This window comes from Terriglobus aquaticus (genome assembly GCF_025685415.1).
In the GTDB taxonomy this organism is placed as follows: domain Bacteria; phylum Acidobacteriota; class Terriglobia; order Terriglobales; family Acidobacteriaceae; genus Terriglobus; species Terriglobus aquaticus.
The window spans coordinates 1,447,556-1,472,905 of sequence record NZ_JAGSYB010000001.1; the positions used below are offsets into that span (position 1 = coordinate 1,447,556).

The 25,350-nt window shown below is 63.2% G+C and carries 23 protein-coding genes and 1 pseudogene; 9 read left to right on the forward strand and 15 right to left on the reverse strand.

Annotation, left to right across the window (positions count from 1 at the left end; all coding sequences use genetic code 11):
- The first annotated feature begins 5 nt into the window (after window positions 1-5).
- Entirely contained in the window at window positions 6-512 is a 507-nt protein-coding gene (locus OHL12_RS05900) for a TlpA family protein disulfide reductase (RefSeq protein WP_263412897.1), read from the forward strand.
- Window position 513: 1 nt separating this feature from the next.
- On the opposite strand, the gene OHL12_RS05905 is transcribed toward OHL12_RS05900, so the two are convergent.
- The 6 genes from OHL12_RS05905 to OHL12_RS05930 all read right to left on the reverse strand — a co-directional run bounded on the left by OHL12_RS05905 (window position 514) and on the right by OHL12_RS05930 (window position 10,387).
- Complete coding sequence (locus OHL12_RS05905; RefSeq protein ID WP_263412898.1) at window positions 514-3,615, reverse strand: FAD-binding and (Fe-S)-binding domain-containing protein; 3,102 nt, start codon at window positions 3,613-3,615, stop codon at window positions 514-516.
- Window positions 3,616-3,671: 56 nt separating this feature from the next.
- Entirely contained in the window at window positions 3,672-4,535 is an 864-nt protein-coding gene (locus tag OHL12_RS05910) for a sugar phosphate isomerase/epimerase family protein (protein WP_263412899.1), read from the reverse strand.
- A gap of 45 nt (window positions 4,536-4,580) precedes the next feature.
- Complete coding sequence (locus OHL12_RS05915; RefSeq protein ID WP_263412900.1) at window positions 4,581-5,669, reverse strand: glycoside hydrolase family 43 protein; 1,089 nt, start codon at window positions 5,667-5,669, stop codon at window positions 4,581-4,583.
- 54 nt (window positions 5,670-5,723) lie between these two features.
- Window positions 5,724-7,328, reverse strand: coding sequence for an energy transducer TonB (locus OHL12_RS05920; protein WP_263412901.1), 1,605 nt, complete (start codon window positions 7,326-7,328; stop codon window positions 5,724-5,726).
- Window positions 7,329-7,428: 100 nt separating this feature from the next.
- Window positions 7,429-8,964 carry a glycosyltransferase family 39 protein gene (locus OHL12_RS05925; RefSeq protein WP_263412902.1) on the reverse strand — a complete coding sequence of 512 codons (1,536 nt, stop codon included), beginning with the start codon at window positions 8,962-8,964 and terminating at the stop codon, window positions 7,429-7,431.
- 151 nt (window positions 8,965-9,115) lie between these two features.
- Entirely contained in the window at window positions 9,116-10,387 is a 1,272-nt protein-coding gene (locus OHL12_RS05930; RefSeq protein WP_263412903.1) for a spinster family MFS transporter, read from the reverse strand.
- Window positions 10,388-10,563: 176 nt separating this feature from the next.
- Here OHL12_RS05930 and OHL12_RS05935 point away from each other — a divergent pair, with 176 nt between their 5' ends.
- On the forward strand, window positions 10,564-10,992 hold the full coding sequence (locus tag OHL12_RS05935; RefSeq protein ID WP_263412904.1) for an SgcJ/EcaC family oxidoreductase: 429 nt from the start codon (window positions 10,564-10,566) through the stop codon (window positions 10,990-10,992).
- Between the two features lie 57 nt (window positions 10,993-11,049).
- Here the strand turns inward: OHL12_RS05935 and queF are convergent, their stop codons facing one another.
- Window positions 11,050-11,475, reverse strand: coding sequence for a preQ(1) synthase (gene queF / locus OHL12_RS05940; RefSeq protein ID WP_263412905.1), 426 nt, complete (start codon window positions 11,473-11,475; stop codon window positions 11,050-11,052).
- Between the two features lie 91 nt (window positions 11,476-11,566).
- The gene (locus OHL12_RS05945; RefSeq protein ID WP_263412906.1) at window positions 11,567-12,766 is read right to left on the reverse strand and encodes a M48 family metallopeptidase; all 1,200 of its coding nucleotides are present in this window, start codon (window positions 12,764-12,766) and stop codon (window positions 11,567-11,569) included.
- A 113-nt stretch (window positions 12,767-12,879) separates the two neighbouring features.
- Between OHL12_RS05945 and OHL12_RS05950 the strand changes: the two genes are divergently transcribed.
- Window positions 12,880-14,310: an aspartate ammonia-lyase gene (locus OHL12_RS05950; protein ID WP_263412907.1), complete on the forward strand. Its 1,431-nt coding sequence runs from the start codon at window positions 12,880-12,882 to the stop codon at window positions 14,308-14,310.
- 29 nt (window positions 14,311-14,339) lie between these two features.
- Here the strand turns inward: OHL12_RS05950 and OHL12_RS05955 are convergent, their stop codons facing one another.
- Window positions 14,340-15,242, reverse strand: coding sequence for a hypothetical protein (locus OHL12_RS05955; protein WP_263412908.1), 903 nt, complete (start codon window positions 15,240-15,242; stop codon window positions 14,340-14,342).
- Between OHL12_RS05955 and OHL12_RS05960 the strand changes: the two genes are divergently transcribed.
- Window positions 15,241-15,894, forward strand: coding sequence for a c-type cytochrome (locus OHL12_RS05960; protein ID WP_263412909.1), 654 nt, complete (start codon window positions 15,241-15,243; stop codon window positions 15,892-15,894). The genes OHL12_RS05955 and OHL12_RS05960 overlap by 2 nt on opposite strands.
- Here OHL12_RS05960 and OHL12_RS05965 read toward each other — a convergent pair whose 3' ends face one another.
- Window positions 15,895-17,052 (reverse strand): DUF481 domain-containing protein, encoded by a 1,158-nt coding sequence (locus OHL12_RS05965; protein ID WP_263412910.1) that lies wholly within the window; start codon window positions 17,050-17,052, stop codon window positions 15,895-15,897.
- A gap of 129 nt (window positions 17,053-17,181) precedes the next feature.
- Here OHL12_RS05965 and OHL12_RS05970 point away from each other — a divergent pair, with 129 nt between their 5' ends.
- Window positions 17,182-17,871 (forward strand): trimeric intracellular cation channel family protein, encoded by a 690-nt coding sequence (locus OHL12_RS05970; protein WP_263412911.1) that lies wholly within the window; start codon window positions 17,182-17,184, stop codon window positions 17,869-17,871.
- Window positions 17,872-17,877: 6 nt separating this feature from the next.
- Here OHL12_RS05970 and OHL12_RS05975 read toward each other — a convergent pair whose 3' ends face one another.
- The 4 genes and pseudogenes from OHL12_RS05975 to OHL12_RS05990 form a co-directional block, all read right to left on the reverse strand.
- Window positions 17,878-18,672 (reverse strand): glycine betaine ABC transporter substrate-binding protein, encoded by a 795-nt coding sequence (locus tag OHL12_RS05975; RefSeq protein WP_263412912.1) that lies wholly within the window; start codon window positions 18,670-18,672, stop codon window positions 17,878-17,880.
- Window positions 18,673-18,761: 89 nt separating this feature from the next.
- The gene (locus OHL12_RS05980) at window positions 18,762-19,394 is read right to left on the reverse strand and encodes an ABC transporter permease (RefSeq protein WP_263412913.1); all 633 of its coding nucleotides are present in this window, start codon (window positions 19,392-19,394) and stop codon (window positions 18,762-18,764) included.
- Complete coding sequence (locus tag OHL12_RS05985; RefSeq protein WP_317889807.1) at window positions 19,391-20,188, reverse strand: ATP-binding cassette domain-containing protein; 798 nt, start codon at window positions 20,186-20,188, stop codon at window positions 19,391-19,393. The genes OHL12_RS05980 and OHL12_RS05985 overlap by 4 nt, the downstream gene beginning before the upstream one ends.
- Before the next feature lie 294 nt (window positions 20,189-20,482).
- Window positions 20,483-21,340 (reverse strand): annotated as a pseudogene (locus OHL12_RS05990) (AAA family ATPase); the annotation flags it as partial.
- A 256-nt stretch (window positions 21,341-21,596) separates the two neighbouring features.
- Between OHL12_RS05990 and gap the strand changes: the two are divergent.
- The 4 genes from gap (at window position 21,597) to tpiA (ending at window position 25,078) form a co-directional block, all read left to right on the forward strand.
- Window positions 21,597-22,607, forward strand: coding sequence for a type I glyceraldehyde-3-phosphate dehydrogenase (gap, locus tag OHL12_RS05995; RefSeq protein WP_263412915.1), 1,011 nt, complete (start codon window positions 21,597-21,599; stop codon window positions 22,605-22,607).
- A gap of 63 nt (window positions 22,608-22,670) precedes the next feature.
- Window positions 22,671-22,952, forward strand: coding sequence for a DUF2164 domain-containing protein (locus tag OHL12_RS06000; RefSeq protein WP_263412916.1), 282 nt, complete (start codon window positions 22,671-22,673; stop codon window positions 22,950-22,952).
- 69 nt (window positions 22,953-23,021) lie between these two features.
- Entirely contained in the window at window positions 23,022-24,236 is a 1,215-nt protein-coding gene (locus OHL12_RS06005) for a phosphoglycerate kinase (RefSeq protein ID WP_263412917.1), read from the forward strand.
- Between the two features lie 83 nt (window positions 24,237-24,319).
- Window positions 24,320-25,078 carry a triose-phosphate isomerase gene (gene tpiA / locus OHL12_RS06010; RefSeq protein ID WP_263412918.1) on the forward strand — a complete coding sequence of 253 codons (759 nt, stop codon included), beginning with the start codon at window positions 24,320-24,322 and terminating at the stop codon, window positions 25,076-25,078.
- Window positions 25,079-25,130: 52 nt separating this feature from the next.
- Here the strand turns inward: tpiA and OHL12_RS06015 are convergent, their stop codons facing one another.
- A complete protein-coding gene (locus OHL12_RS06015; RefSeq protein WP_263412919.1) occupies window positions 25,131-25,304 on the reverse strand; it encodes a hypothetical protein in 174 nt (57 codons plus the stop codon).
- Between the last annotated feature and the right edge of the window lie 46 nt (window positions 25,305-25,350).

Here is a 25,350-nt window from a genome sequence, read left to right on the forward strand (position 1 = left end):
GACCTGTGCTGCCCTCCTTCCGCTTCGTCCGCCGTTTCGCCGCGCTCGTGCTGCCATGTGCCCTGCTGGTTGCCAGCGGCTGCAACCGGGGCGACCACCCGCAACAGGTCTCGCAGCAAGCGCCGGATTTTGTGGTTCGCGACGGTGCGCGCACGGTCCGCCTGCAGGATTATCGGGGCAAGACGGTCGTCCTGAACTTCTGGGCCACATGGTGTGCGCCCTGCCTGGACGAGTTGCCGAGCCTGCAACAGATGCAGCAGCAGGTGCCGCAGGTGCAAGTGCTGGCGGTGTCCATCGATGACGACCCCGTGGCCTACGCCGATTTCCTGAAGCAATACAAGCTGAAGCTGTTCAGTGTGCGAGATGGATCCGAAGGCGCGAACCTCCGCTTCGGATCGATCCGCGTTCCAGAAACGTTTGTGATCGACCGCAACGGTGTCATTCGCCGGAAATTCGTCGGTCCGCAGGACTGGACGTCGCCCGAAATCGAGAGCTTCCTGACGAAGCTGTAGATTAGCGTCGTCGCCAGAACCACACCGCGACGCCTGCAGCTACCGCCGCACCCACGCCCAAACGCACTCGCGCGCGCCGACGCTCCTCCAACAGAGGCCGGCGAGCAAGTTCTTCCGGTGCAGCTGTGTTCCTGTCAGGATGGCTCGCCAGGTCCAGCAACTCCGCGAGGTGCACGCCATGGCGGGAGGCGTTTTGCGAAATGGCCTCCCGGCATGAGAAACCGTCGGCCAGCACCGCCGTGGACATCGGGGCTTCCCGAACTGTGGGCAGGAGGACGCGCTCTGCGAGCGCCTGCGACACGTCGAAGTTTTCTTTCTCGAAGCCGAACGGACCCGCCATACCGCAGCAACCCGAATCCAGCACCGTGGCGCGAGCGCCCATGCGCTGCAGCACCTCTTCTTCGGCGCTCATCTTCATCAACGCCTTGTGGTGGCAATGGCCCTGGACAGTCACCTCCACGGGCCAGTGGGGCGGCTGCCAATCCGGAGCGTGCTTCTGAAGGAACTCCGACAAGAGATACGTCTGATCGCGGAGCCGCTGCGCCCGCGGATCCCCGGGCAACATCTCGGTCAACTCGTCGCGGAAGACCGACGCACAGCTCGGCTCCAACACGACGACCGGCATGCCCGCGTCCAACTCCGCTTCGATGCTGTCCAGGGTTCGCTGCAAATAAGCTTTTGCCTGGTCCAGCAAGCCGAAGTCATACAGCGGTCGTCCGCAGCAAACGTGCCCGCGGGGCACATGCACCCGGAAGCCTGCTGATTCCAACACCCGCTGCGCAGCGGACGAAACCTGCGGCTGAAAGTAGTTGTTGAACGTGTCCGGCCAGAGCAGGACATCGCGCACACCGCGTCTGTTGCCGGGCGCGCTCATCGGTCCAGCCGACTTACGAATAGATTGATAGCTGCGAGCCGCGAACTGCGGAATAGCGCGCTGCTGTGCCACTCCAAGCAGCGCCTTCGCCAGGAACGCCACGCCCGGCACACGCAGCAGCAAATTGAGTGCCTCGGGCGAGGTCCACGAAGCAAGCCGCGCCCACTGGTCGATAAACCCGAACGCATAGGCCCGCAACGGTCGCCGATGCATTCGATGATAGTGGGCCATGAACTCGGCCTTGTACGTGGCCATGTCCACGTTCACGGGGCACTCACTCTTGCAGGCCTTGCAGCTCAGGCACAGCTCCAGCGTCTCCTTCACGTCTTCGTCGTCCCACAGCGCCTCGCCCACACCGCCGCCCAGCACTTCACCCTGCAGCATTTCAAACAGCGCGTGCGCCCGGCCACGCGTCGAGTGCCGTTCGTCCCGCGTGGCCATGTAGCTGGGGCACATGGTGCCGCCGACCTCTTTGCGACACTTGCCGACACCAACGCAGCGCTCTGCCGCATGCGCAAAGCTGCCTCCATCGCTTGCATACGCAAAGTGCAGATTGGCGGGCTCCGCTGGCGCAAAGTCCGCGCCGTAGCGAAGATCGGCGTGCGGCTGGCGGGCGCGGATGAGCTTGCCGGGATTCATCTTGCCGGCTGGATCCCAGAGGTCCTTGAAGCGCTCAAACGCGCGCATCAGTTCCGAGCCGTACATCTTTTCCAGCAGCGCGCCCCGTGCCTGTCCGTCGCCGTGCTCTCCGCTCAGCGACCCGCCGAAGCTGACCGTCAGATCGGCGGCCCGGTCCAGAAACGCGCGAAAGTGCCGGATGCCCGCTTCGCTGCGCAGATCAAAGTCGATGCGCACATGCACGCACGCCTGCCCGAAGTGACCATAGAACGCGGTGTCGTACCCGAACTCGTCCAGCAGGGCGCGGAAGGCGCGCAGGTACGCGCCCAGCTTTTCCGGCGCAACCGCGTGATCCTCCCAACCTTCCCATCCAGGCTTCTGCCCCGGCACAAAGGCGGTCGCACCCAACGCTGCCTCGCGAACCTCCCACAACCGGCGCTGCTCCCTCACAGGCTTGATCAGCAGCGCCTGCGCTACTCCGCCCACCAGCGAGTCTGCAAAAGCCGCAGCCCGCTCCTGGCTCTCAGCTTCAGTGTCGGCGCCGAACTCTACGTACAGCCAGCCGTTACCCGCAGGCAGCAGACCGATGCTCGCCAGCAGCATCGACTTGCGGCGCATGAATTCGACCAGCTTGCCGTCGAAACCTTCCACAGCGATCGGCTGGTGCTCCAGGATTGCGGGGACATGATCGGCTGCGACGAAGATGTCCGGAAAACCGACCACGACCAGCGTTCGACACGATGGATTGCGCTTGAGGCGCAACTTCGCCGAGAGAATCACGACGCAGGTGGCTTCGCTACCGACCAGCGCCCGCGCCACATTGAAGCTCCGCTCCGGCAGCAGTTCATTCAGGTTGTAGCCGCTGACTCGCCGCGGGATATCCGGAAAGCGTTCACGCACCAGCGCGCCGTACTGGTCGCGCAGCTCAAGCAACTCCTGGTAGATCTCGGCGCGGCGATCGCGCCCCGCGAGGATTCGCGCAAGCTCCGCTTCGTTGGTCTCACCAGCGGTAAGGATCGTGCCGTCGTACAGCAGCACTTCAAGCTCAAGCGTATTGTCGTCCGTCTTGCCGCCAAACAGGGCGTGCGAGCCGCAGGAGTTGTTGCCCAGCATGCCGCCCAACGTGCAATGCGAATGCGTTGCAGGATCCGGTGCGAAGAACCACCCAAGCGGTTTGACGACCGCCTGCAACGCATCCAGCACGATGCCGGGCTCCACGCGAACCCAGCCTGCATCGGCGTCCACCTCAAGCACGTGGTGCATGTATCGGGAAAAGTCGAGAATGACCGCCACGTTTGTACATTGGCCGGCAAGCGACGTGCCTGCGCCGCGCGAAAGCAGCGGAGCTCCGAAGCTACGGCACACCGCCACCGCCGCGATGACGTCTTCGCGCGTGCGCGGCAGAACTACGCCGATAGGGATGTGCCGGTAGTTCGACGCATCGGTCGCGTAGAGGGCTCGCGTTCCGCGATCGAACTGAACGTCACCCGTGACCGCCTGCCGGAGAGCTGCTTCCAGCTCCCCGGCCTGATCGAAATTGTCTGGAGAATACGCGTGCGACGACGGAGGTAGCGGCGCAATCTGCACCAGGTCCGGCAAGGTGGTACTCATCAGCACGAGCATACGCGCTTGGCGGCGCGACTTGCACCTTGCCTGCCTGGGCCGATTTAGGAGGTGTAAGGCGCGAGCGGCGGGACGTCGTAACCCATGTCACGCAGTACCTTGCGCATGTACTCCTGGCTCTTGCGCACGCCGGGTACCGGGTCGTCTGCCTTGATCTCGTATTCCAGATCGACGTAGCCGGGATAGCTGATGTCGATCAGCGCCTTGAAGATCTTCGCCACTGGCATCACGCCTTCGCCCACCGCCACCTGGCTCTCGCGGCTGTGGGGATCTGCAAGATCCTTCAAGTGGCAGTCGTACAGCCTCTTGCCGGCCATGTTCACCGCTTCCACCGGATCGGTGCCCGCGCGCAGCGTATGACCGAAGTCGATGCAGTATCCGACGCGATGATCCAGCGGCTCAATGAACTTCTGGATATCGAAGGGCGACGGCCATTCTTTGTCCTCAGGTCCGTGATTGTGGATGGCCATGCGGATGTCGTACTGGGAACAAAAGTGCGCGACCCGGCCTAAAGCCTCATGCGAAGGAGATCCGACGAACAATGGGATCTTTGCCGCTTTCAGATATTCAAAGGACGGCCGAACCGCCTCGTCCGTGTCGGTCTTGAAGTAGATGGTGCCGGCGGCCGTCAGCCGGATGCCCGCATCGCGAAACACCTGCGCACGCTGCGCAACCGTGTCCAGCGGCTCCATGGGCAGGTGGAAGTCCGGCTTAATGTTCAGGTCCCGCAAACCCAACTGCTGCAGCATCTGGATCATCTGCGGAGTCTTGAAGCTGCGAAAGCTGTAGGAGCACTGGCCGAATTTCAGCGGCGACGCCTTTGCCGCGAGCACCGGGAACGGAAACATGGCTGCTGCGGAAACGAGTGCTGCACCGCGCAGCACGTCACGGCGAGTGGTAGTCGTCATGCGCGCCAATGTACATGCTGCGCACAACGCACGTCCACCCGGCGACTACTGAGTGTGAGAAGGCTTCGGCAATGGCTGCGACGTTGGCACGGGTGAGCCGAAAACGGGAAGACCGTTGCTATCCCACGTAAACGGCTGCGCCCGCGGCGAACGCTGCCCTCCGCATCCCTCACCCGAAGCGTCATTCGCGTGGTACAGCAGCCAATCCTGTTTGCCATCCGGCGAGCGGAAAAAGCTGTTGTGCCCCGTTCCAAACACCCCAGCAGATTTGTCCATGCGAAAGACGAAATGGTCGAGCTTGGTCCATGACTTTGGATCCAGCAGGTTGCTGCCGCGGCGCGCCTGCAACAGGCCAAGTGCGTAGTAGTCCGTCCAGCAGCCCGACGCGGAGTACGTGAGAAAAATGTCGTCGCCGTGCTGCAGGATCTCTGGCCCTTCGTTTACGTCCACATGGGGCAGCGCCGGGTCGCTCAACAGATCGCCCACCTGCTCCCACGGGTACTCCGGCCGCGAGAGCCGCACCCGCTCGGAGTCGACCGTCCAAGGGTTCTTCAGGTGCGCGATGTAGATGTCCTGCTCGCCATTGCTGTCGCCGGGCCAGCCCGCCCACAGCAGATACTTCTGTCCGTCTATCTCTGCGACAGTAGCGTCGATGGCCCACTTGTTCGTCGAGTCCGTCACTTGTCCTTTCATCTGCCAGCTGCCGCTTAGCGGGTCGTCTGACGCGTTCTCCAGCACGAACAGGCGATGCGTCTCGTTCCTTCCGGAATCCGCAGCGAAGTACAGGTACCAGCGCCCGTCCAGGCGGTGCAGCTCCGGCGCCCAGATGTCGCGGCTGGTCGGACCGTCCGCGGGTGGGGTCCAGACCACGCGGTGGACCGCATGGGCCAGATCGGTCATGTCCCGGGTCGCCCACAGGGTCAGGTTCCGGCCTGTCGTCTGGGTATAGAAGTAGGTGCCGCGGTACTGCGTGACCCAGGGGTCCGCACCATGTGGCAGCAGAGGGTTGGTGAACGTGTCACTTGCCGCGGAGGCGGTCTGCGCCAACAAGCCAGGCGGTGCGCACTGCGCACTAACAACCGCACAGGACACCAACACCGCTGTACGAAGCCAGAAGCCGAAACGGGCGATCATGAGTCTCCTTCCGCCATGGCCACTGTTTCGACGCAAGCAAGCCACGCGCTCACCCTACTGCAATTCGAATTCGACGACTGCCATGGCCGCGCTCGGCGTTGCTTTGCCGGCAGACAGGTAGGGTTTGAACCTCCACTGTTGTACCGCATCCAGGGCCGCATCGCGCAGGGGCGGTGGCCCGCTGATGACGCGAGCACTACCGATCGAACCATCCCGGTCGATCGTCGCCTGAATTTTCACCTCACCTTGCACGCGTGCCGACGCAGCGCCAGCAGGGTACTGCGGAGACGGACTGTAGACCAAGTTGCCGGCCATCATGCCGAGGCAGGTTGCGCGCACCAGGGCGTGAACCGAAGTACCCGGCACTGGCCGGACCGCGCCTGAGGCCAGATCGGGCGCGCGCAGTTCCGCGGCCAGTACTGGATCGTCGGAAAGCCCGGAGTTCCCTGCCTCTCCCGGATGCCGCCTCAGCAGTCGCGGAGATCTGCGCCTGCCGTTGTCGTCAGCATCGGCGGCATACGCCGGCAGCCTTGGAGAGTCCAGTTGGCGGCTAAGCGCATCGGCCGGCACCGGCGCCGTAAGCGAGGGCTGCCGCGCAGTCTTGGCCACCGCGCTGCCGGGAAACAATGAAGCCGGACTGGCCGAGCTCGCGGTCAAACTGGCGGAGGGCGGGCTGACCCGGATGATGGGCGCACCTGCGTTTGCGCTTAGCACGGGCTGACTGACATCGCTTGGCGAGGGCGTCGGAGCGGCCGCCGATGCGTTCCCTTCACTCGCCCCCTGTCGCGATGGTGGGGGGTGCAGAGTGGTGGAACTCGGCACCGTGCTTCGCGACGACGCAATATCGGCACGATCTCTGGGCGCGGTGGCCGTCGTGGCATTCGGAGTGGCTTGTTCCCGCGCCGAAGCGCCACCCGTCGGCGACTTCGGCACATTCGCTGACGGGACCACCGTCACCTCTCCCGGCGTTGTGGACCTGCTCCGTTGCCACAGCGCCAGCAGCGCTGCCAGGACAACCGCCGCGGCCACAACCCAGAGGGCGCGCTGATCCTTGCGCCGGGACACGCCTGCATCGAGTACACCCACCTGACTCGGCCTGCCAGGTTGATTTGGAGACTCGACCCGACGGTTCTCCAGGGTGCGGCGATCCTCCCGGCGAGGAAGCACCGGGCGTGGCTCTGCTTGCACCGCTCCATCACGAAGTGGCAACTCTGGCTCGCGCGCTTTCACCGCTGGATCGTGTGCTGGCATCGCTAGGGGCTGCTTTGGCTCGGTTCGCGCCTGAGGACCAGCCATCATCGCGTCACCGCGGTTCGGCGTGCCGTCGAACGAATGCTTCGTTTCCATCAGGAAACGAAGGAGGGCGTGCGCGTCGTCTTCGTTGATCTCCGCCGCCCAACGCACACCAGCCCCGGCAACCGCCACGATTGCAAGCAGGTCCGGGGAGCGCAAAGGCACATCGCTCTCGTCCAGAATCACCCATAAATGCGAACTCAGATCACGGTGGAATGATGGGTCTTCCAGCAGCCGCATGACGATCTGGTGAACCGAGGATGAATCGTCCAGCGGGACCCCAGCCAGCGAGAAGAACTTGCGCAGCGACGCGATTTCTCCGGGAAAATTCGCGGAGACCTCCTGAAGTTCGACGGGCTGAAGCATGAACCTCCTGCGTTCCTCTGCCGTCTATCGTATTCGCAGCACACGGGCAGGGCGACGGACGTCCGCGTAATAGCGCGGCCCGATGTCTGCCTCTTTTGTGCTATCGGAAACGCTCGTCGGCGCCGCTTTCGCTTCGGACGCAATGAGTCATCGCGTAAGTCTGTGACAGGACGCTTGCGTCTCGGCTGCAGGTGTAACCGCGTGCCTGCAACGCGGCGGGAACCCACGTGTCTCCTGACATCACGGGCGCTACCAGGTACACGTCATGGCCGGGCTTGTAGTCGCGATACTCCGTTAGCGCAAACGGCAGCACGCCAGCCACCACAAAGCGCTGCAGCACCACCTCAGGGATGCCGTCCGGGATAGTGCGATAGCCATCCGCATCCGTGATCATGCGCAGCCGTTTCCGTTCCTCGGGTCGCGCGTACCACCAGAGCGTGGGAAACGCCAGAGGACTGGCAATCACCTCATCGTGCGTGAAGATCGCCGCGTTTGCTTCCGTTGGAGAGACGCGAGGATCTTCCTTCAGAAAACGACGGAGCGCAGAAAGAGGAAGCACGATCAGAAGAACCGCAATCCCAAACTGTACCGCGGGCAGCCTGCGCCACGCCGCTGCGGCGAGCCCCACCCCAAGAAGCAATGGTGCGCACAGATAGGTTGGCGAAGCATAACGCGGAAAGAAATAGTGGTTTGCCGCGCCGGCTGCAAAGGCGAGCACGGCAGCAGCATACAGCGCCAGCGCTGCGAGCAGCGGGAACTCCAGGTCGCGTCCTGCCTCGTTCTCTGCCCACTGCTGCCCCGCTGAACGCCGTTTCATCAGCAGGCTCAGACCAGCCACAACCGCCAGCAAGATCGCCTGCCACCGCCGCTCCACGGGGATGGCCAGCACCTCCAGCAGCTTGGCCAAGGTTGGCAGGCCCGGCGTTCTTGCCGACATGGGAACCAAGCTCATGTAGCGCGCTTGAATCTGGTGGGCGAGTATGAAGTCAAAGCCGAAGGCTGTTGCCGAAAGCGCAACCGCTAGCAAGAGGCGCTTGTCCGCGCGTCTCGTCCGGTACCAGTACAGAAGTTCGCCCGCAACGATCGGAACGAGCGTGTATAGCAGGCTGAGCGCGTGGATCGTCGCGGCAAACACAATCGTGAGCGCAAGCGGCCACAAACTTGTTCGGATTCCCGCCGCTCGCCGGTTGCGATACGTGTCGTAGAACAGCAGGCTGGCGGCCGACACCGCCATCAACGCGGCGTAGGGCCGAATGGTGAACATGAACTCCACGCCGCGCGACGCCGTCAGAAGCGCCGCGCTACAGAGTCCGGCAAGCGGTGCACCGCGACGCTCGAACAAGAGAAAGAGGCAAAGCACGGCCATCATCATGGCCAGAGCGGACACCGCGTGAACTCCAACTGCCTGAGGCAACGGCAGCAGCAATCCCAAGCGTGCGGCCACATGGCTGAAGGGTGGCTGGCTATCGGCGGGCACGGCGGCCAGATAGGCGTGCCACGACGGTGCTTCAGCCGTCAGCACTGTGCTGATCTGGTCGAACTCCATGGCCCGCGGCTGAACCAGGATCGTAAAGCGCGCGCCAAGAAACACCAGCAGCACCGCCAGGCCAACCCAGGCGCCACGGCGTTGCCACACTGGCGCGCCGGAGGACGGCGCTTTAGAACGTGCTACGTCGGTTGTTGAAGCAAAGAAGTGGCCTTGGCCCGGCAGCGCAGACATCATCTCGTCTCAGCATATCTGTGAGCAGTTCCGGCGCGGTGGTGCGAACCTCTCCGGCTTGCCGCCGTCACCCGGCCGCGACGCTCAACGAGCTTTCGCTTGGCGCATGACGCGCGCCCAACACCTGCAGCAGCGCAGATACCACCAGGGCCGCAACTGTCACGCCAAGGCCCCAGCGCAGATTGCTGCGATCGCTCACAAAGCCGATGATGCGCGGCGAAGGCACATCGCCCAGCAGGTGGATCAGGAAAAGCTGACCGGCGAGCGCAGTCGCCCGCACCTGTGCCGAAACCGAGTTGACGATCGCCGCATTCACCGGTCCGCTGGCGAGGAACAGCGTGAATTCCGCCAGCGCGAGCGCCGGCAACATTGTCTTGACCGGGCCAAAGAAGCAAAGCAGCGCAAACGGAATGCAGAGCGCCGGGCCGAGCGCGCTGACCCAGTACAACGCGCGATGATCGCGAGGCAGCCAGCGCTGCGCTATCCACCCTCCGGCGGCCGTGCCCAGCAGTCCCGTTGCGGCAGTAATTGCGCCTACGGTGAAGCCCGCGCTCGACGAACTCATGTGCGCCTCGCGCTGCAGAAATGAAGGGATCCAGGCCGAGATGCCGCCGATCGTGAAGGTCGACATCGCGTAGCCGAGCGTCGCGAACAGATAGGCCGGGTTCTTGAGCAAGCCGAGGTAGTTGTCCATCCGCGCTGCGCCGCGTTTGGCCTGAGCCGTCTCCCCCTCGTCCAGCCCTCCACGCTTCGGCTCGCGCATTAGGAAAAGGATTGCAAGTGCTAACAGGAGACCCGGTATCGCCGAAACATAGAAGGCGCTGCGCCAGCCATGCACCTGTCCCAACCAACCGCCGGCGGCGTACCCGATCGCGGCACCCACCGGGATTGCGATGTTGAAGATGGTCAGCGCGCGATTCCGCTGTTCCGGGGGATAGAAGTCCGACAGAAGCGCCGGGCCAAAAATGCCAAAGCTGGCTTCCCCAATGCCGAGCGCCGCATGCCGCACCAGCAACGCGTCGAAACTGTGCACCAAGGCGCTGAACAGGTTCACCGTGCTCCAGAACAGAGCGCCGATCACGATCAGCGGCTTGCGCGGAAAGTGATCGCCCAGCCAGCCAGTAGCCGGAGCGGCAATCACATACGTGATGAAGAAGTACGTCACCAGCGACCCGAGCCGCTCGTCGCTCACATGGAACTCGGCCTTGACCAGCTCCTGCACGCCGTTCAACACATACCGGTCGATGTAGTTGACCAGGTTCAACCCGGTCAGCAACACCAACGCAACGGTTGCAGCCTTTGCATCGGCCCTGCGGTGACTACTTGCGTGTTCCGTCATCGCGAAGAGACTAGCAGGTCACAGCGGCATCGCGAACCGCTACTTATCGCGCTTTGCCCAGCAGTTTGTTGGAACTACGGTCCTACGGACGCCGTACCTCCCTGTACACAGGAGTCCAATGCATGAGAGTTCTTCGCGCGGCAGTGATCTGCCTGCCTCTCGCAAACGTGGGTGCTATGCAAGCACAAACAATTCTGGATGCCATTCAGCGTGTCTTCGACCACCAGATGGATGCCTGGGCGCGTGGCGACGCCCATGCCTTTGCTGCAGATTTCGCTCCGGACGCAGTCTTTGTCACCGTGCGCGGTGACTTCGTCCAGGGCCGTCCCGGGATTCAGGCCAACCACGCCTTCATCTTCAGCGGCCCGTACAGGGGCAGCAAGCTAAAGGAGTCCGTAGACGTTATTCGCTTCCCCGCTCCAGGTGTCGCGGTGGCTCACCTTTCGGTCGAGCTCTCCAACGTCGCCGCTTTCCCGCCCGGCATCACTCCAAGCGAGCCTGGCCTGTTGCGCACGCGCTTTCTCCTCGTCCTCACGCAACAGAACGACACCTGGCAGATCAGCTCCGCCCAGAACACGATCGTGGTTTCCCAACCACTGCGCTGACCGCTCTCTCATACCAGCAGCCGACCATGGATGGCCGGCGCTTCGGTCTGCCCGGGACTACACAGCCCGGGGCGGCACTTCGGTCTGGTTCACCGGCCGCGGATACCGCGCCCAAACCACCGTGCTGATACCGCCGCGCGGACGAAAGTCGCCCTTCACCTCGGCCCACACCGGGTCGGTCGCCTTTACGACGTCATTAAGAATCTGGTTGCAGATGTTTTCCTGGAAGATACCTAGATTGCGGTAGCAGAAGAGATATTCCTTCAGCGACTTCAGTTCCAGGCAATGCTCCTTGGGCATGTAGCGTATTTCGATCTTGCCGAAGTCCGGCAGGCCCGTCTTGGGGCACACGCTCGTAAACTCCGGATCGTCGATCAGGATCTCGTATCCGGCAAAGCTGTTCTTCCAGGTTTCAATCTCGGGAAACTTGGTGTCGAGCCCCGCCACTGCGTGCTCGTCGGTGTACCGTTCGCTCAAAGCCATGCGTCAAGTTTACTTAAGTTGCCTTGCGGAAACGAAGCGGCCCGCCACGGATCATGGCGGGCCTTCATCGCTTCGGCGTACCTATTCGGGGTCAGTCGCGACGGCCAAGCGTCGGCCGATCGTCGCCCTTGTCTTGCTGCGATCCGCTGCTGCCGTTTGGATCGTTGTTGCTGGCGCTGGTACGGCGCAGCGTCGGCTTGTTCGGATCCTTCTTGTCGTCGATCTTGCGCTTGTTCTGGATGCGCGCCAGCCGCGCCTTCACGTCGTCAAACTCGCTGGTGGTCACCAGGTAGTCCGGCCGCGCGGGCAGGATCGTCGCAATCTCTTCTTCTGAACGAGCAATGCGATCCGGGGTCTGCGGATGGTCCGAGAATGCGCGGCCGAGGACGCCAGGCTTCCGCTTCTCCAGCGCATTCAACTTTTCGAACATGGTCACCAGGCCCTGCGGGTCGTATCCGGAACGGTAGGCATACTGCACGCCCAGCCAATCGGCCTGTGCCTCAAATCCGCGGCTGAACTTCAGGAACGTGAGCGGGATGGCGAGTTGCGAAGCCTCGTAGATACCGTATGCCGTATATCCGCCCATGAAGATCAGCGGCACGGTGCTTAACTGCATGTACTCTGCGCGCGTCATCTGGCGGGCGGCATGGTGCGCGGCCACGTGAGCAATCTCGTGCGCCATCACGCCGGCCAGCTCGCTTTCGTTGTCGGCGGCCAGGATCAGGCCGCTGTTCACGTAGAAGTAGCCGCCCGGGAGCGCCATAGCGTTAATCTCGTCAGAGTCGATCACCTTGATCGTGAACGGCACCTTGGCATCGCTGTTCTTCACCAGGTTCTGGCCCACCCGGTTGATGTACTCCGTCACCACCGGGTCCGTGATCATGCGCGAGGTCCGCTCGACTTCCATGGCGTACTGTTTTCCATTCCGGACTTCCCAGTCCGTGGAAAACCAGTTGCCCATGCCGCGGCCGCCAATGTCGCGCGTCCCGGCCGCGTTCACATCCTCATCGGAGCCCTTCTTGATGTCCTTTTTCAGGTCGTCGCCGGGATCGGGGATCGGCTCGTTGTTGTTCTTATTGGCCTCATCGCGCGCCTTGTCCAGGTCCTCTTTGCTCGCGGTGGGCGGCGGTCCGTTGGTGGGGCCGCTGTTTGGCACCTTTGCTGGGTCCTGTTGAGTTCCGGGGGTACCGGTCGGGGCGGTCGCCGGGGCAGGCGTGGTGGTCTGCGCACCGGCCAGACCGGCCGTTGTCGCGCAAAGCGTGGCGATCAATGCGAGAGTCCGCAATTGCATGGGGTGTACTCCTGGGCCGGACAGACGGGCGCAGTCCTCCCTAAGCAATTAGACGCTGATTCTGACAAGTTGTCGCGCCGCCATGCGCCAAGCCGATCGCATCCCACAGGGTTATGAATCAGGGTGAAGAGATCCGGCAAGAAAGTGACTCGCTGGGAGCAGTCGATGTGCCTGCGCTGGCGCTGTATGGCGCGCAAACGGTCCGGGCGATCGAAAATTTCCCGATCAGCGGCCTCACCGCGAGCCCCTACCTCATCCGCGCCATCGCTGCGATCAAGCTAGCCGCGGCACAGGCGAACGGCACGCTGGGCCTCCTCACTGTCGACCAGGCCCGGGCGATCCGGCAGGCCGCGCAGGAGGTCCTCGATGGCCGGTTCCATGACCAGTTCCCCGTTGACGTCTTCCAGGCGGGCGCCGGTGTCAGCTTTCACATGAACGCGAACGAGGTGATTGCCAACCGCGCGAACCAGATCCTGGCGCCGGACGCCGTCACCCTGGGCACCTACGTACCCGTACACCCCAACGATCACGTGAACTACGGCCAAAGCACCAACGACGTCTTCCCCACGGCCATGCGCGTCAGCGCCCTGCTCGCCATCCGCGATCTGCAACCCGTGCTCACCTCGCTCGCTGAAGCGTTCGACGGGAAGGCGCAGGAGTTCGATCCGATCCTGAAGTCCGGGCGCACCCACCTGCAGGACGCCACGCCGATCCGCATGGGCCAGGAGTTCGCCGCGTACGCCCGTGCTATCCGCAGCGCCGCGTCAGCTATCTCCACGGCTGCGGAGCCGTTGCACGAACTGGGTCTGGGAGGCTCCGCCGTCGGCACCGGCATCAACACGCATCCCGAGTACCGTGCGCTCGCCATCCGCAACCTGGCCCGCGTTACCGACCTGCCGCTCCGGCCCGCGGACGACATGCGCTTCGCCATGCAGTCCTGCGCGAGCGTTGCCACGCTCTCCGGTGCACTCCGGTCGCTCGGACTCGAGATCGTGCGCATCTCCAACGACTTGCGCCTGCTCGCCTCGGGTCCCAACACCGGCCTGCGCGAAATCGATCTGCCTCCCCTGCAACCGGGGTCCAGCATCATGCCGGGCAAGGTCAACCCGGTGCTAGCGGAGCTTGCAGCGATGATCGGATTCCAAGTCGCCGGCAACGACACCGCGATCGCCTTGGCGGTACAGGCCGGCCAGTTGGAACTGAACGTGATGATGCCGACCATGACGCACAACCTGCTGCAGTCCATCACCATCCTCACGAACTTTCTGCGTGAGTTCGATCATCGCTGCATCCGCGGCATCACTGCCAACGCGGATCGATGCGCGCTGTATGCCGCTTCGACCGTGGCACTTGCCACGGCGCTGAACCCCTACATCGGCTACCGGCGGGCGGCGGAGGTGGCAAAGCAGTCCGTTCAGACTGGCCGAAGCATCATCGAAATCGTCCGGTCGGAGAAGCTGCTGAGCGAAGCACAGATCGCCACCATCCTGGACGCGCGCGCCATGACGGAGCCTCGCGCCCCAGAAGAAAAGCCCACCGCATAGGTGAGCTTTCGCTCAGCGGAAACTGCGAGCTACTGCCGGCCGAAGCGATACACCAGGCCCACGTTCACGCCAACACTATTTTGCACCGTGCTGCCGAACGTCGTCGCTACATAGGTTGGCTGGATTCGGGCAGCGAGATTGTTGTAGAGGTTGTAATCCAGGTTTGCGGAAACGCTGAACGTCGGGTTCGCGTTGGAATCCTTCCACAACCCGATGTTCTGGCTGGGCAGTCCCTTGGCGTCACCACCGAACTTGCTCAGGGTCACGCCGCCCTCGCCCAGGAAGCTGACAGAGTACTTTTCCTTGCCAAGGAACCGGTACTGCACACCACCCATGAAGTTGTAGTGGCTGATCTGCGGACGATAGATCAGGTTCTGTGCAAGCTGGTTCGGGATCTTTGCATTGCCGTAATTGCCGCGAACGTCACCGACCACGCCCCAGCGCTCGTTCCACTGCCGTACACCGTTAGCCCAGAAGTTGACCTCGTTGATGCGTAGGAGCTCGGATCCCGGATGGAAGCGCAGGTAGCCGCCACCTCCGCCTACCTCGTACCGGTGCGAGTACGCATCGTGAATGTTGCGGGCAATGCGAGCCTGCCGGTTCGCGTTATACCGGCGTCCGCCGGTCGCAGGATTGGTGCGTGCCGGAGGCGTGCTCTGGGGCGCCGCTTGGGTGGGTGCGGCGGCCGGCGCAGACGCGTCCTGGCTGCTGGAGGAGGTCGAGTTTTGTGAAAACGCGGGAACGGCGCACAGCGCCAGGGTGGCGGTAGCGCACAGCGCGCGCACACCCGTTGTGGTGGAACGGAACATCAACCAATACTCCTCAAGCGGCTCGGGCGGTGCTACGTTCAGTCCAGCGGAACCCGCCTCACTCATTAGAACATCCAGCGGCGGAAAGGTTACGTCGTTCAGCCTGGCTCCCTCCCGTTTCATGCCGAAATCTTCCAACTCGTACACCGGCGGCTCGGGCAGGCGCCGGGCCAAACCCGCTGCCCGACGCAGTGGTGCCGGCCGCTTCTTTGTTGGCCTGGCGTCGGGCATTCTGCTCAGCGCGGCGGCGATTCCGGCCTACTTCTACTTCGGCCATCCGCCTGTTGCCGTGTCCGACAAGCCCGCGCTCTGGGAACACCTGACCGAGAGAGTTGCCGTTGACCGGCGGATGGCGCGCGACGCCCGGCCTGCGCCCTTCCCTGCCGGCGAAGACGCGTTCGAAGGCGCAGCCCGGACCTACCGCTCGCAATGTGCACAGTGTCACGGCTCGCCCGCACTCGAGTCGCAAACGGGTGCCGCCATGGTGCCGCGGGCGCAGCAGTTCTTCACCCGCGACCGACGAGCGACCGCCGCCAGACCTGCCGGCGAGCTCTACTGGGCAACAGCGTTCGGCATCCGGCGTTCCGGCATGCCGGCGTACCGCAAGTCGCTCAGCAATACGCAGCTGTGGCAGCTGGCGCTGCTGCTGCACAGCGCCGACCAGGAGCTGCCCGATCCCGTTCGCGACGTGCTGAACCCGACGCTGCCGGCCACCGCTCCCACGGGTGTCCAGCCCGCAGAGGCCCGCGCTGCTCAGACCTCACGACCGCGCTGATCAGCGGAGCGAATACGCCAGCCCCGTGGTGAATTGCACGCTGTTCTTGCGATACCCAGGCGACGGGTTGTTCAGATAGTCGTCTGTGCCGTTTAGGTTCACACTCAACCGCTGCAGCAGCGGCATCGTGAACCCGAGCGCCAGATGCCCGGAGTAAGCGTCCAGGTTGTTCCACGCCGGCAGGAACGAGAAGTTCTCCGTCAAGGTCAGCTTGCGGGGAAAGGCCCGCCGATAGCTTTCGCTGATCGTGGATCCGATCAGGTTCTGGTTTGAAGTTGCCGTCAGGAACTGCTGCTTCTCGTAGTGCGTGTCCGCCTTCAGGTCCAACTGGTGCACCGGCGTACTGAACGGCGTGAAGCCGAATCCCGCACCATACACCTGCTGCAACTGCAGTCCTTGCGAGAAGTTGTGATCGAACGCGGTGTCTGCCAGCAGGTACAGCCGCTTGCTTGTGTACTCATCCCGCTCGCCGTCCGCGTGAAAGATGCTCGTCTTTACCGTCGACGCTAGCGTCGGAGCTGCTGTCGGATCACTCGCCGGCAGTTCCGGCGTGGTCAGCGTCCCATAGGTTTCCTGCACATTCACCGTGGTCTTGTTCCGAGCACGGAAGTACGTCAGCACCGGAACTTGCCGCACCAGCGAGCCGCCCACGTTCACCGTGCCGCCATGCTGCGTACTTTGCACAAAGGTAGTGCCCAGGTTCACGGTCCCATTCCAGCCATCCAGAGGACCGGCGCGGTGCACCAGGTCCTTGGTATAGGTGGCGCCGTCGACAATGTAAGCCACATCTTTCAGGGGAATGGCTGGTTGTGCCGTGCCGCTTGTGGACTGCACCACGCCCGCGGCCGTGACTACGATCTGCTGCGGCTTCAGCGCCTGCGACTCCTTCACCGGCGCACCGTGCCGCAGAACGGCAAATGTCCCCGCGGTCTGCAGTTCTTTCACTTTGCTCAGCGGCACAGTCACGTCACCTACGTTGTCGCTGTGGAACACAACCGTGTCGTTCACCCCGCGCAGCAGCTTTCCGGTCAGCCGATCGCCATTGACGAACGTAAGTACGTCGGCAGCTGGTGCAGCAGCCTGCGCCCACGCCGGCGCGCCGCAAAGGATGACCCACAACACCCCAAATACCTTCGCCGCATCAGTCCAAACCCGCACACTCACCCTCCTGCTTCAGGCTACCCGCAACCTTGAATAGCCCAGCATCACAGACGGCACGTGGCAGCAGCGCGCAAGGCCAGCGCAACTCCTTCAAGCAAAGCGAGACGGTCTACTCTAAGCGAAGCCATGCCCTTTCCTTACAGCAGCCTGCCGATTCCAATCCCACCGGCAGCCCGGCTCTCGGCGACGCTGTTTCACTTTTTCGAGATCACGGCGATTGTGCTGGGCGCGCTGGGCGGTGGCCTTGTCTCGCGCCGCGACCGCAGGTTCCGCTTCGACATAACCGGCATCGTTGGTCTGGGACTCATCTCCGGTGTAGGCGGCGGTATCGTTCGAGATGTCATGCTCAACGAAGGCCCTCCGCTTTCGCTGGAGCACCCTTCCTACCTTGCTTACGCCCTGCTTGGCGCCGCGCTCTCCCTCATCTTCGGCCGCTCCATCGGGCCTCGCATCCTCGCATTCATGTCGCTGGTCGATGCGCTTTCGCTCGGCTTCTTCACCGTGGCAGGCTCCACGCGAGCCATGAACGCTGGCCTGGGCTTCTTGCCCTGCCTGCTGCTCGGCGTTACCACCGCTGTCGGAGGTGGGTCGCTGCGCGACATCTTTTCCGGCCAGTCGCCGAAAGTGTTTCAGGAGGGAGAACCCTACGCCCTGGTATCCGCCATCGCGGCGCTCCTGTTCCTCCTGCTGCAAAAGATCGGGATCGCGGTCAATCAGGCGGCGGCCGTTGGCACACTCGCCGGATTCGCCCTGCGTATGCTGGCCATCCGTTATGGCTGGCGGACCCATCGCGTGCAGCACCTTTCCGACCACTAAGCCGGGCTACAAAGCGGATCGCCGGCGAAAGTCACGGATCACGTCCGCAGGGTCGCGATGCTCGCCCTCGACGGCCTGGTTCATGGCCTGCATGTCAGCTTCCGTGCACTTGCCGGCAAGCCGTTGCAGCGCCCGCGCAACTGCGGGGTGAGCTTGCAGCGTGTCTTCACGCACCACCGGCATGGCCTCGTAAGGCGGAAAGTAGTGCTGGTCGTCCGCAAGCACCACCAGATGCATGGTTGCGATCGCGCCATCGGTGGAGTTCCCAGAAACGATATCCACCTGGTGGTTCGCCATCGCTCGATACAGCAGGCCAAGATCCATCACCCGCGGTGTGCCTTGAAACTGGAGGTGATACTGCTGCTCCATGCCGCGCAAGCCGTCCGGCCGCTCCTCGAATTCGTACCCTACGCCCAGCCGCAACTGTGAGGCGGCGGTGTGCAGTTCGCTCAACTTGGTTACATGCAGCCGCTGCGCATCGTCGGCGCGCATCACCATGGCAAAAGTGTTCTCGAATCCGAGCGACGGCATGACTCGCACGCCTTTTTCCGCGTACAAGCGCGTGATCGTGGCACGCACGCGGTCCCGGTCGCGATCGACCGGCTGCTTGAAGATGGAGCTGAGCGCCGTGCCCGAGTACTCCACGTACGCGTCGATGCGCCCCGCGAGCAGCGCCTGATGCGCGATGTAACTGCCCGCCAAATAGAAACGCCGGTCGACCTTCTCGCCTTCCGCCTCAATCTCCTGCGCCAGCAACTCGCCCAGCAGTACCTGCTCGGTAAAGTTCTTTGCTCCGATCACCACGTGCGAACCCCGCGGCGGATCGCACGCCGAAAGGCACAGGAGACAGATGCTCAGCAGCCCGCATACCAAGGCCCGCTGGGCAGCGCTCACGGTTCTCTCCGCACGGCAAATCGATGCTCTGCCAGCCCCAGCACCGCATCCAGCACAAGCGCCAGCAGCGCCGACGGGATCGCGCCCGCAAGCACAAACCGGTTGTCCACAGACGCCACGCCCCGGAAGATCATCTCGCCCAGACCACCGGCCCCGATCGCCGCCGCGATCGTGGCCACGCCCACACAGGTCACCGTTGCCGTGCGGAGCCCCGCAAGGATCACACTTGCCGAAAGCGGCAACTCCACTTCGATTAGCCGCTGCCACTCGGTCATGCCCAGCGCCCGGCTCACGTCGATCAGGGATGGATCGACGCCGCGTATGCCCGCATACGTGTTGCGCAGGATCGGCAGCAGGGCATACCCGGTGAGCGCAACAATGGCAAGCCGCGCGGCGCGATCCCCCAGGAACGGCACCGGCAGCAGCAATCCAAACAACGCTAGTGAAGGCACGGTCTGCACCACGTTTGCAAAGCCGATCACGGGCCGTGCCCAGCGTTCATGCCGCGTTAGCCAGATGCCGGCGGGCAGCGCGATGAGCGTTGCCAGTAAGACCGACCAGCCCGTCAGCCACAAGTGCTCCACCGTCAGCCGGCCCAGTTCATATCCGTGCTCGCGGAGAAAGTTCATGATCCCTGCTCCGCTTCGGGCGTGAACCGCTGCACCGCGCGCACGTAGTCCACAACGCCGGGTTCGGTGGATTCGAGCACCTCTCCCGAGGAGAGGTCGGCATACACGCGGCCATCCGCCACAAACAGAATGCGGTGCGCGAGGAAGATGGCCTCCTGCAAGTCGTGCGTCACGATCAGCGCCGTGGTCCCGAACCGCGCCAGCAGGTCGCGCAGCATGGCCTGCATCTCCGCGCGGGTCAGCGGGTCCAATGCGCCAAACGGCTCATCGAGCAGCAGCAGCTTCGGCGAAGTTGCCAGCGCGCGCGCCAGCCCAACCCGCTGACGCTGACCGCCGGAGAGCTCGTGAGGCAGCCGGTCCGCGTATTGCGTCGACGGCAGGCCGACCGTGTCCAGCAACTCGGCCGCCCGCTGGTTCCGTTCCACATCTGGCTTGCCTAGCAGTTCCAACGGCAGCGCCACATTGCGGCCGACACTCATGTGCGGGTAGAGTCCGGTTTCCTGGATCACGTACCCGATCGAGCGTCGCAGGTCGCGCAGGTCGTCAGCCTTCGAGCGCGCATGCACCGTGTGTCCCAATACACGGACTTCGCCCTCGGTCGGCAGCACAAGCCCATTCACCGTGCGGAGAAGCGTCGTCTTGCCGGAACCGGAACGCCCCAGCAACGCCGTCGTCGTTCCTGGCTCCAGTTGCAGGGAAACATCGTCCAGAATTCGCCGATTTTCGGTCCCGGAAACAGCAAACGGCGGCGTGAAGCTCACACGGGTGAACGTCACGCCGCCGTTGTCGGTCACGCGTTATTCGTAGGTGTCCGGCTGGTCTGCTTCGTCGTTCGCAGCAGCGCGGGCTCCGGCCGCGTTGCCGCCCAGCGTGTCCAGACGGCCGCTAGGCTCGTCCAGGTCCTCACCACCTGCCGGCTCCTGCAGGTCCTCACCCGCATCCTCCGGTCCCACCTGCGGCGCAGTTAGCGATCCGCCGGCGCTGCCGTCCAGGCCGTCGTTTTCTCTCAGGTGCTGCTCGCGTCCTTGTGACGCGTCGTCGAAGCTTCCGTTCGGATCATCCAGGTCCAGCGCCATCTTCTCCTCCGGCTCCGCAGGCACGGGTGCGTTGAAGTGCTCGGCGGTCGGCTCTGCCGTTGCGGCCTGCGTGTTGCCCGGCTGACCCTTCACACGAACCACCGTGATCTTAGAGAAGCCTTCGCGGAAAGAGGGTGGCCGCAGACGCTCTGCCATCTTCTGCATCACATCGTCCGCCACGCGACGGTCCCGGCGCGAGTTGCGCTCCATGCACACGGAGAGCGGCACATCGAAATACACGGCCTGTGCCTCGTATCCGAACGACTTCGCCATCTTGATCCACTGCCGCCGCTCATGCGCCGACAGGTTGGTCGCATCCACATAGTTCCACGGCATTTTGGCAATCAGCCGCGCCCGCAGCAGTGACCGCAGCGTAGAAAACACTAATCCGCTGTAGCGCTGGTCGGTAATGTCGTCGAACAATATGGTCCGAAGCATGTCGCTGCTCAGCGGGGTCACGCCACGCCGCTTGTACCAGGTAGTTTTTCCGGAACCGGGCAAGCCGATCGCCAGCACCACGTAACCCTTTGGAGCGGCCTGGTTGCCCTCGCCCGCACCCACCGGTTGCGGTTCCGCGGGCGGTGTCGCCAGCGACTCCGGCTGAGTCTCCAGCACGATGGCACCGGGCTGGCCGGCGTTCGTGTCCAGGTCCTCTTCCGCTGCCCGATCCTCTCCGGCTTCTGCATCGCTACCCGCGGCTGCCGTTACGTCATCCAGCAGTTCCGCCGGATCGTTGTCGTCAGCTTCCGCCTTTTGCGGAACCTCAGGATAGGAGGGGCGTAGTGCGGCCGGCTGACCGGTCGGAATCTCCTGCCCGATTTTACCAGTGGCCTCGCTATTGTTCGGGCCACGTTTTGATCGTCTTCTCATTCTGTCGCGCATCCAGTTGCGCGTTCCTTCGCGCATGTGCTGCTTTCTCTCAGGTTGGAACTGCATCCCGGACCGCGTCACAGGTCCACCGGGGCTCAGTCGCTTCTAGCATACCGTGCGGGGTGCACGCAAAACGGTGCAATCTGTCGTTGCTGCCAGCCGGCGGCTGCGGCATGCTCTGGCCATCGCCAGCTAAAATGAGATCGATGCGCCCGGAGCCTTCCGGCGCAGACACATACGCACCAATGGGAGTCGCATGGCTGTAAAGGTTGGAATCAACGGCTTTGGCCGGATCGGCCGCAATGTCTTTCGCACCGCGCTGGGCAATCCTGAAATCGAATTTGTCGCGGTCAACGACCTCACCAGCCCCGCCACGCTGGCGCACCTGCTGAAGTACGACTCGATCCTCGGCAACCTGAAGAACGAGGTCACCGCCGGTGACGACTACATCAGCGTGGACGGCAAAAAGATCAAAGTCTTCGCCGAACGCGATCCCGCCAAGCTGCCCTGGGCTGAAGTGGGCGCACAGGTCGTCGTCGAGTCCACCGGCCACTTCACCGACGCCACCAAGGCCAAGGCACACCTGGGCGAGACCGTGAAGAAGGTGATCATCTCCGCTCCAGCGACGAACGAGGACGCGACCATTGTCCTAGGTGTGAACGAGGGCATCTACGACGCGGCGAAGCACCACGTGGTCAGCAACGCAAGCTGCACCACCAACTGCCTCGCACCGGTGGTCAAGGTGCTGCACGACACCTTCGGCATCACCAGCGGCATCATGACGACGATCCACAGCTACACCAACGATCAGGTCATCCTGGACTTCCCGCACAAAGACATTCGCCGTGCTCGTGCCGCCGCGCTCAGCATGATCCCCACCTCCACCGGCGCTGCGAAAGCCCTCAAGCTCGTCATCCCGGAGATGGCCGGCAAGCTCGACGGCTTCGCCATCCGCGTCCCCACACCCAACGTCTCGGTCGTCGACCTCACCTTCAACACGGAGAAGCCGATCACCATCGAATCCATAAACGCTGCCCTGAAGCAGGCATCGCTTGAAGGTCCGCTGAAGGGCTATCTCGGGTTCACGGACGAAGAGTTGGTCTCTGCTGACTTCCGAGGCGATTCGCGTTCCTCCATCGTCGATTCCAAGCTGACCAAGGTGGTCGGTGACAAGACCGGCAAGGTCATCAGTTGGTACGACAACGAGTGGGGCTACAGCTCGCGCGTGAAGGACATGATCCTGTTCCTCGCAGCCAAGGGGCTCTAACCAGAACTCCAGAACGGTCCAGCCAAACTCCGGCTGGACCGTTTTCGCATGGAGGAGACCGTTTTGGCCGCATCCCTCGAAATCACCGCCCCGCTTCGCGCACAGGCCATCAGTTCCATCCAGCGGTACGCGGAAGAGAACCTGGGCGACCCGCTCGGAGATCTCGCCGCCGGCAACCTCCTCGACTACTTCCTCTCGGAGATCGCACCGCTCATCTACAATCAGGCCGTCTCCGACGTGCAGGAGCGCCTGCAGCATCGCATCGGCGAACTTCACGGCGAAATCTACGCTGACACCTTCCAGTACTGGACCCGTCTCGAGAAGCGCCGCAAATCGCGCAGCTGACAAACGGAGCTCACACGCCCTTGCGAACCTCAACGGACATCCCCGCATCTACCCGCATCTAGGAGAACCATGGACTTCCTCTCCATCCGCGACCTCGACCTGCACGGCAAGCGCGTCTTCATTCGCGTCGACTTCAACGTCCCGCTCTCGAAAGACGGCGGTGAGATCCTTGACGACACCCGCATCCGCGAGACGCTGCCAACCATCGAGTTCGCCCTGCGCGCCAAAGCCCGCGTCATCCTCGCCGCCCACCTTGGGCGACCCAAGGGGCAGCGCGTCGAAAGCATGAGCCTGCGTCCCGTGGTCGACCGCCTCCGCATGCTGCTCGACGCTGATCTCGGTGCATCGCGCAATGTGGCGTTTTCTCCGGACTGCGTTGGCGAAATCGCGCACGAGCTGGTGGATCATCTCGAGTACGGCCAGGCGCTCCTCCTCGAAAACCTGCGCTTTCACGCGGGTGAAGAGAAGAACGATCCTGAGTTCGCCAAGCAGCTTGCCAGCCTGGCCGATGTCTTCGTCAACGACGCCTTCGGCGCTGCTCATCGCGCTCACGCTTCCACGGAAGGCATCACGCACTTCGTCTCACAAAGCGCCGCGGGACTGCTGCTGGAGAAAGAACTGAGCTATCTCGGCAAGGCACTCGATCAGCCCGATCGCCCTTTCGTTGCCATCATCGGCGGCGCCAAGGTTTCAGACAAGATCGAAGTCATCGACAACCTGCTCAACAAAGTCGATGCGCTCCTGATCGGTGGTGGCATGGCGTACACCTTCCTCAACGCCAAGGGTCAGAAGACCGGCAAAAGTCTTGTCGAAGCCGACAAGGTCGACGTCGCTGCCGCAGCGTTGAAGAAAGCGGAAGAGAAGGGCGTATGCCTCCTCTTGCCCGTCGATCACGTGCTTGCCGACCGTTTCGCCGCCGACGCAACGACGCAGATCTTTGATGGCACGGGTGACTTCCCTGCGGAACAGATGGCCCTCGACATCGGCCCGAAAACAATTGAGCTCTTCACGGAAGAGATCCGCCCCGCACGTCTCATTATCTGGAATGGCCCCATGGGAGTCTTCGAAATGCCAGCCTTCGCCAAAGGCACCATCGCCGTCGCTCATGCCGTTGCCGACAACGAAGATGCAACCACAATCGTCGGCGGCGGCGATTCGGTCTCGGCAGTCCACGCGGCCGGCGTTGCCGATCGCATCAGCCACATCTCCACCGGTGGCGGCGCCTCGCTGGAGTTCCTGGAAGGAAAAACATTGCCCGGTGTTGCGGCGCTCACGCGCCGCTAGGCCCGCATGCATGTGAGCCGGCTGAGGGATTGCCCTTTCGCGCCGGCTTGCCTAACCTTGCCCTACGCCTGAGGACGAACTGTATGCGCAAGAAAATCATTGCGGCCAACTGGAAGATGTACAAGAACCCGAGGGAGTCTCTTTCTTTCCTCGACACATTCTTGCCTCTGGTTGCCGGACACGAGCGCGATGAAATCCTGATCTTCCCCACCGCCACGTCCCTGTCCACCGTCATCGACCGCGTGGAAGGCACCAACGTGCATGCCGGCGCCCAGACCATGCACTGGCTCAACGAGGGTCCATTTACCGGCCAAACGTCGCCCACCATGCTCACCAGCATCGGCACCACGCACGTTCTGCTGGGCCACTCCGAACGCCGCCTCTACGCCAACGAGAGCTACGAGCACGTCAACCTGAAGCTGAAAGCCGCGATCGCGCACGACCTCATCCCGATACTCTGCCTTGGCGAAATGTTGGCGGACCGCCAAACCGGCTACACCAAAGACACGCTGCTGGCCCAAATGGGCGCAGCCCTGGCAAACTTGCCCACCGAAAAGGCGCAGACTCTCGTCATCGCGTACGAGCCCGTCTGGGCCATCGGCACCGGTTCCACAGCAACCCCGGACGTTGCGGACCAGGCTCATGCCATCATTCGCGGCGACCTGAAGAACCGCTTCGGTCCCGTTGTGGCCGATGCCGCTCGCATTCTGTATGGCGGGTCCGTCAAGCCGGACAACGTCAGTGCACTGCTGGCCATGCCCAACATTGATGGTGCCCTGATCGGCGGAGCCAGCCTGGATCCACACTCGCTCGCGTTGATGGTCCAGTACGCCGCACAGTAGTGATTTGTCCGCAACGAGAAAGGGCGTCCCTACCGGGACGCCCTTTTTGCACCTAGCGGCGGTAATAGGGCCGGTGGTGGCGGTAGTACGGACGGTGATAGGGCCGATGGTAGAAATGCCGACGGTACGGCGGCCGGCGGTACGGCTGGGCAAAGGCGCCAGCGGTCGCAGTCAACCCGACAACCATCAACAGAGCGGTTACAACAAAGCGCAACATCCTTGTCATGCGAGAAAACTCCAGAGGCGGAAAAGTCCTTGCCGCCTAAGACGTC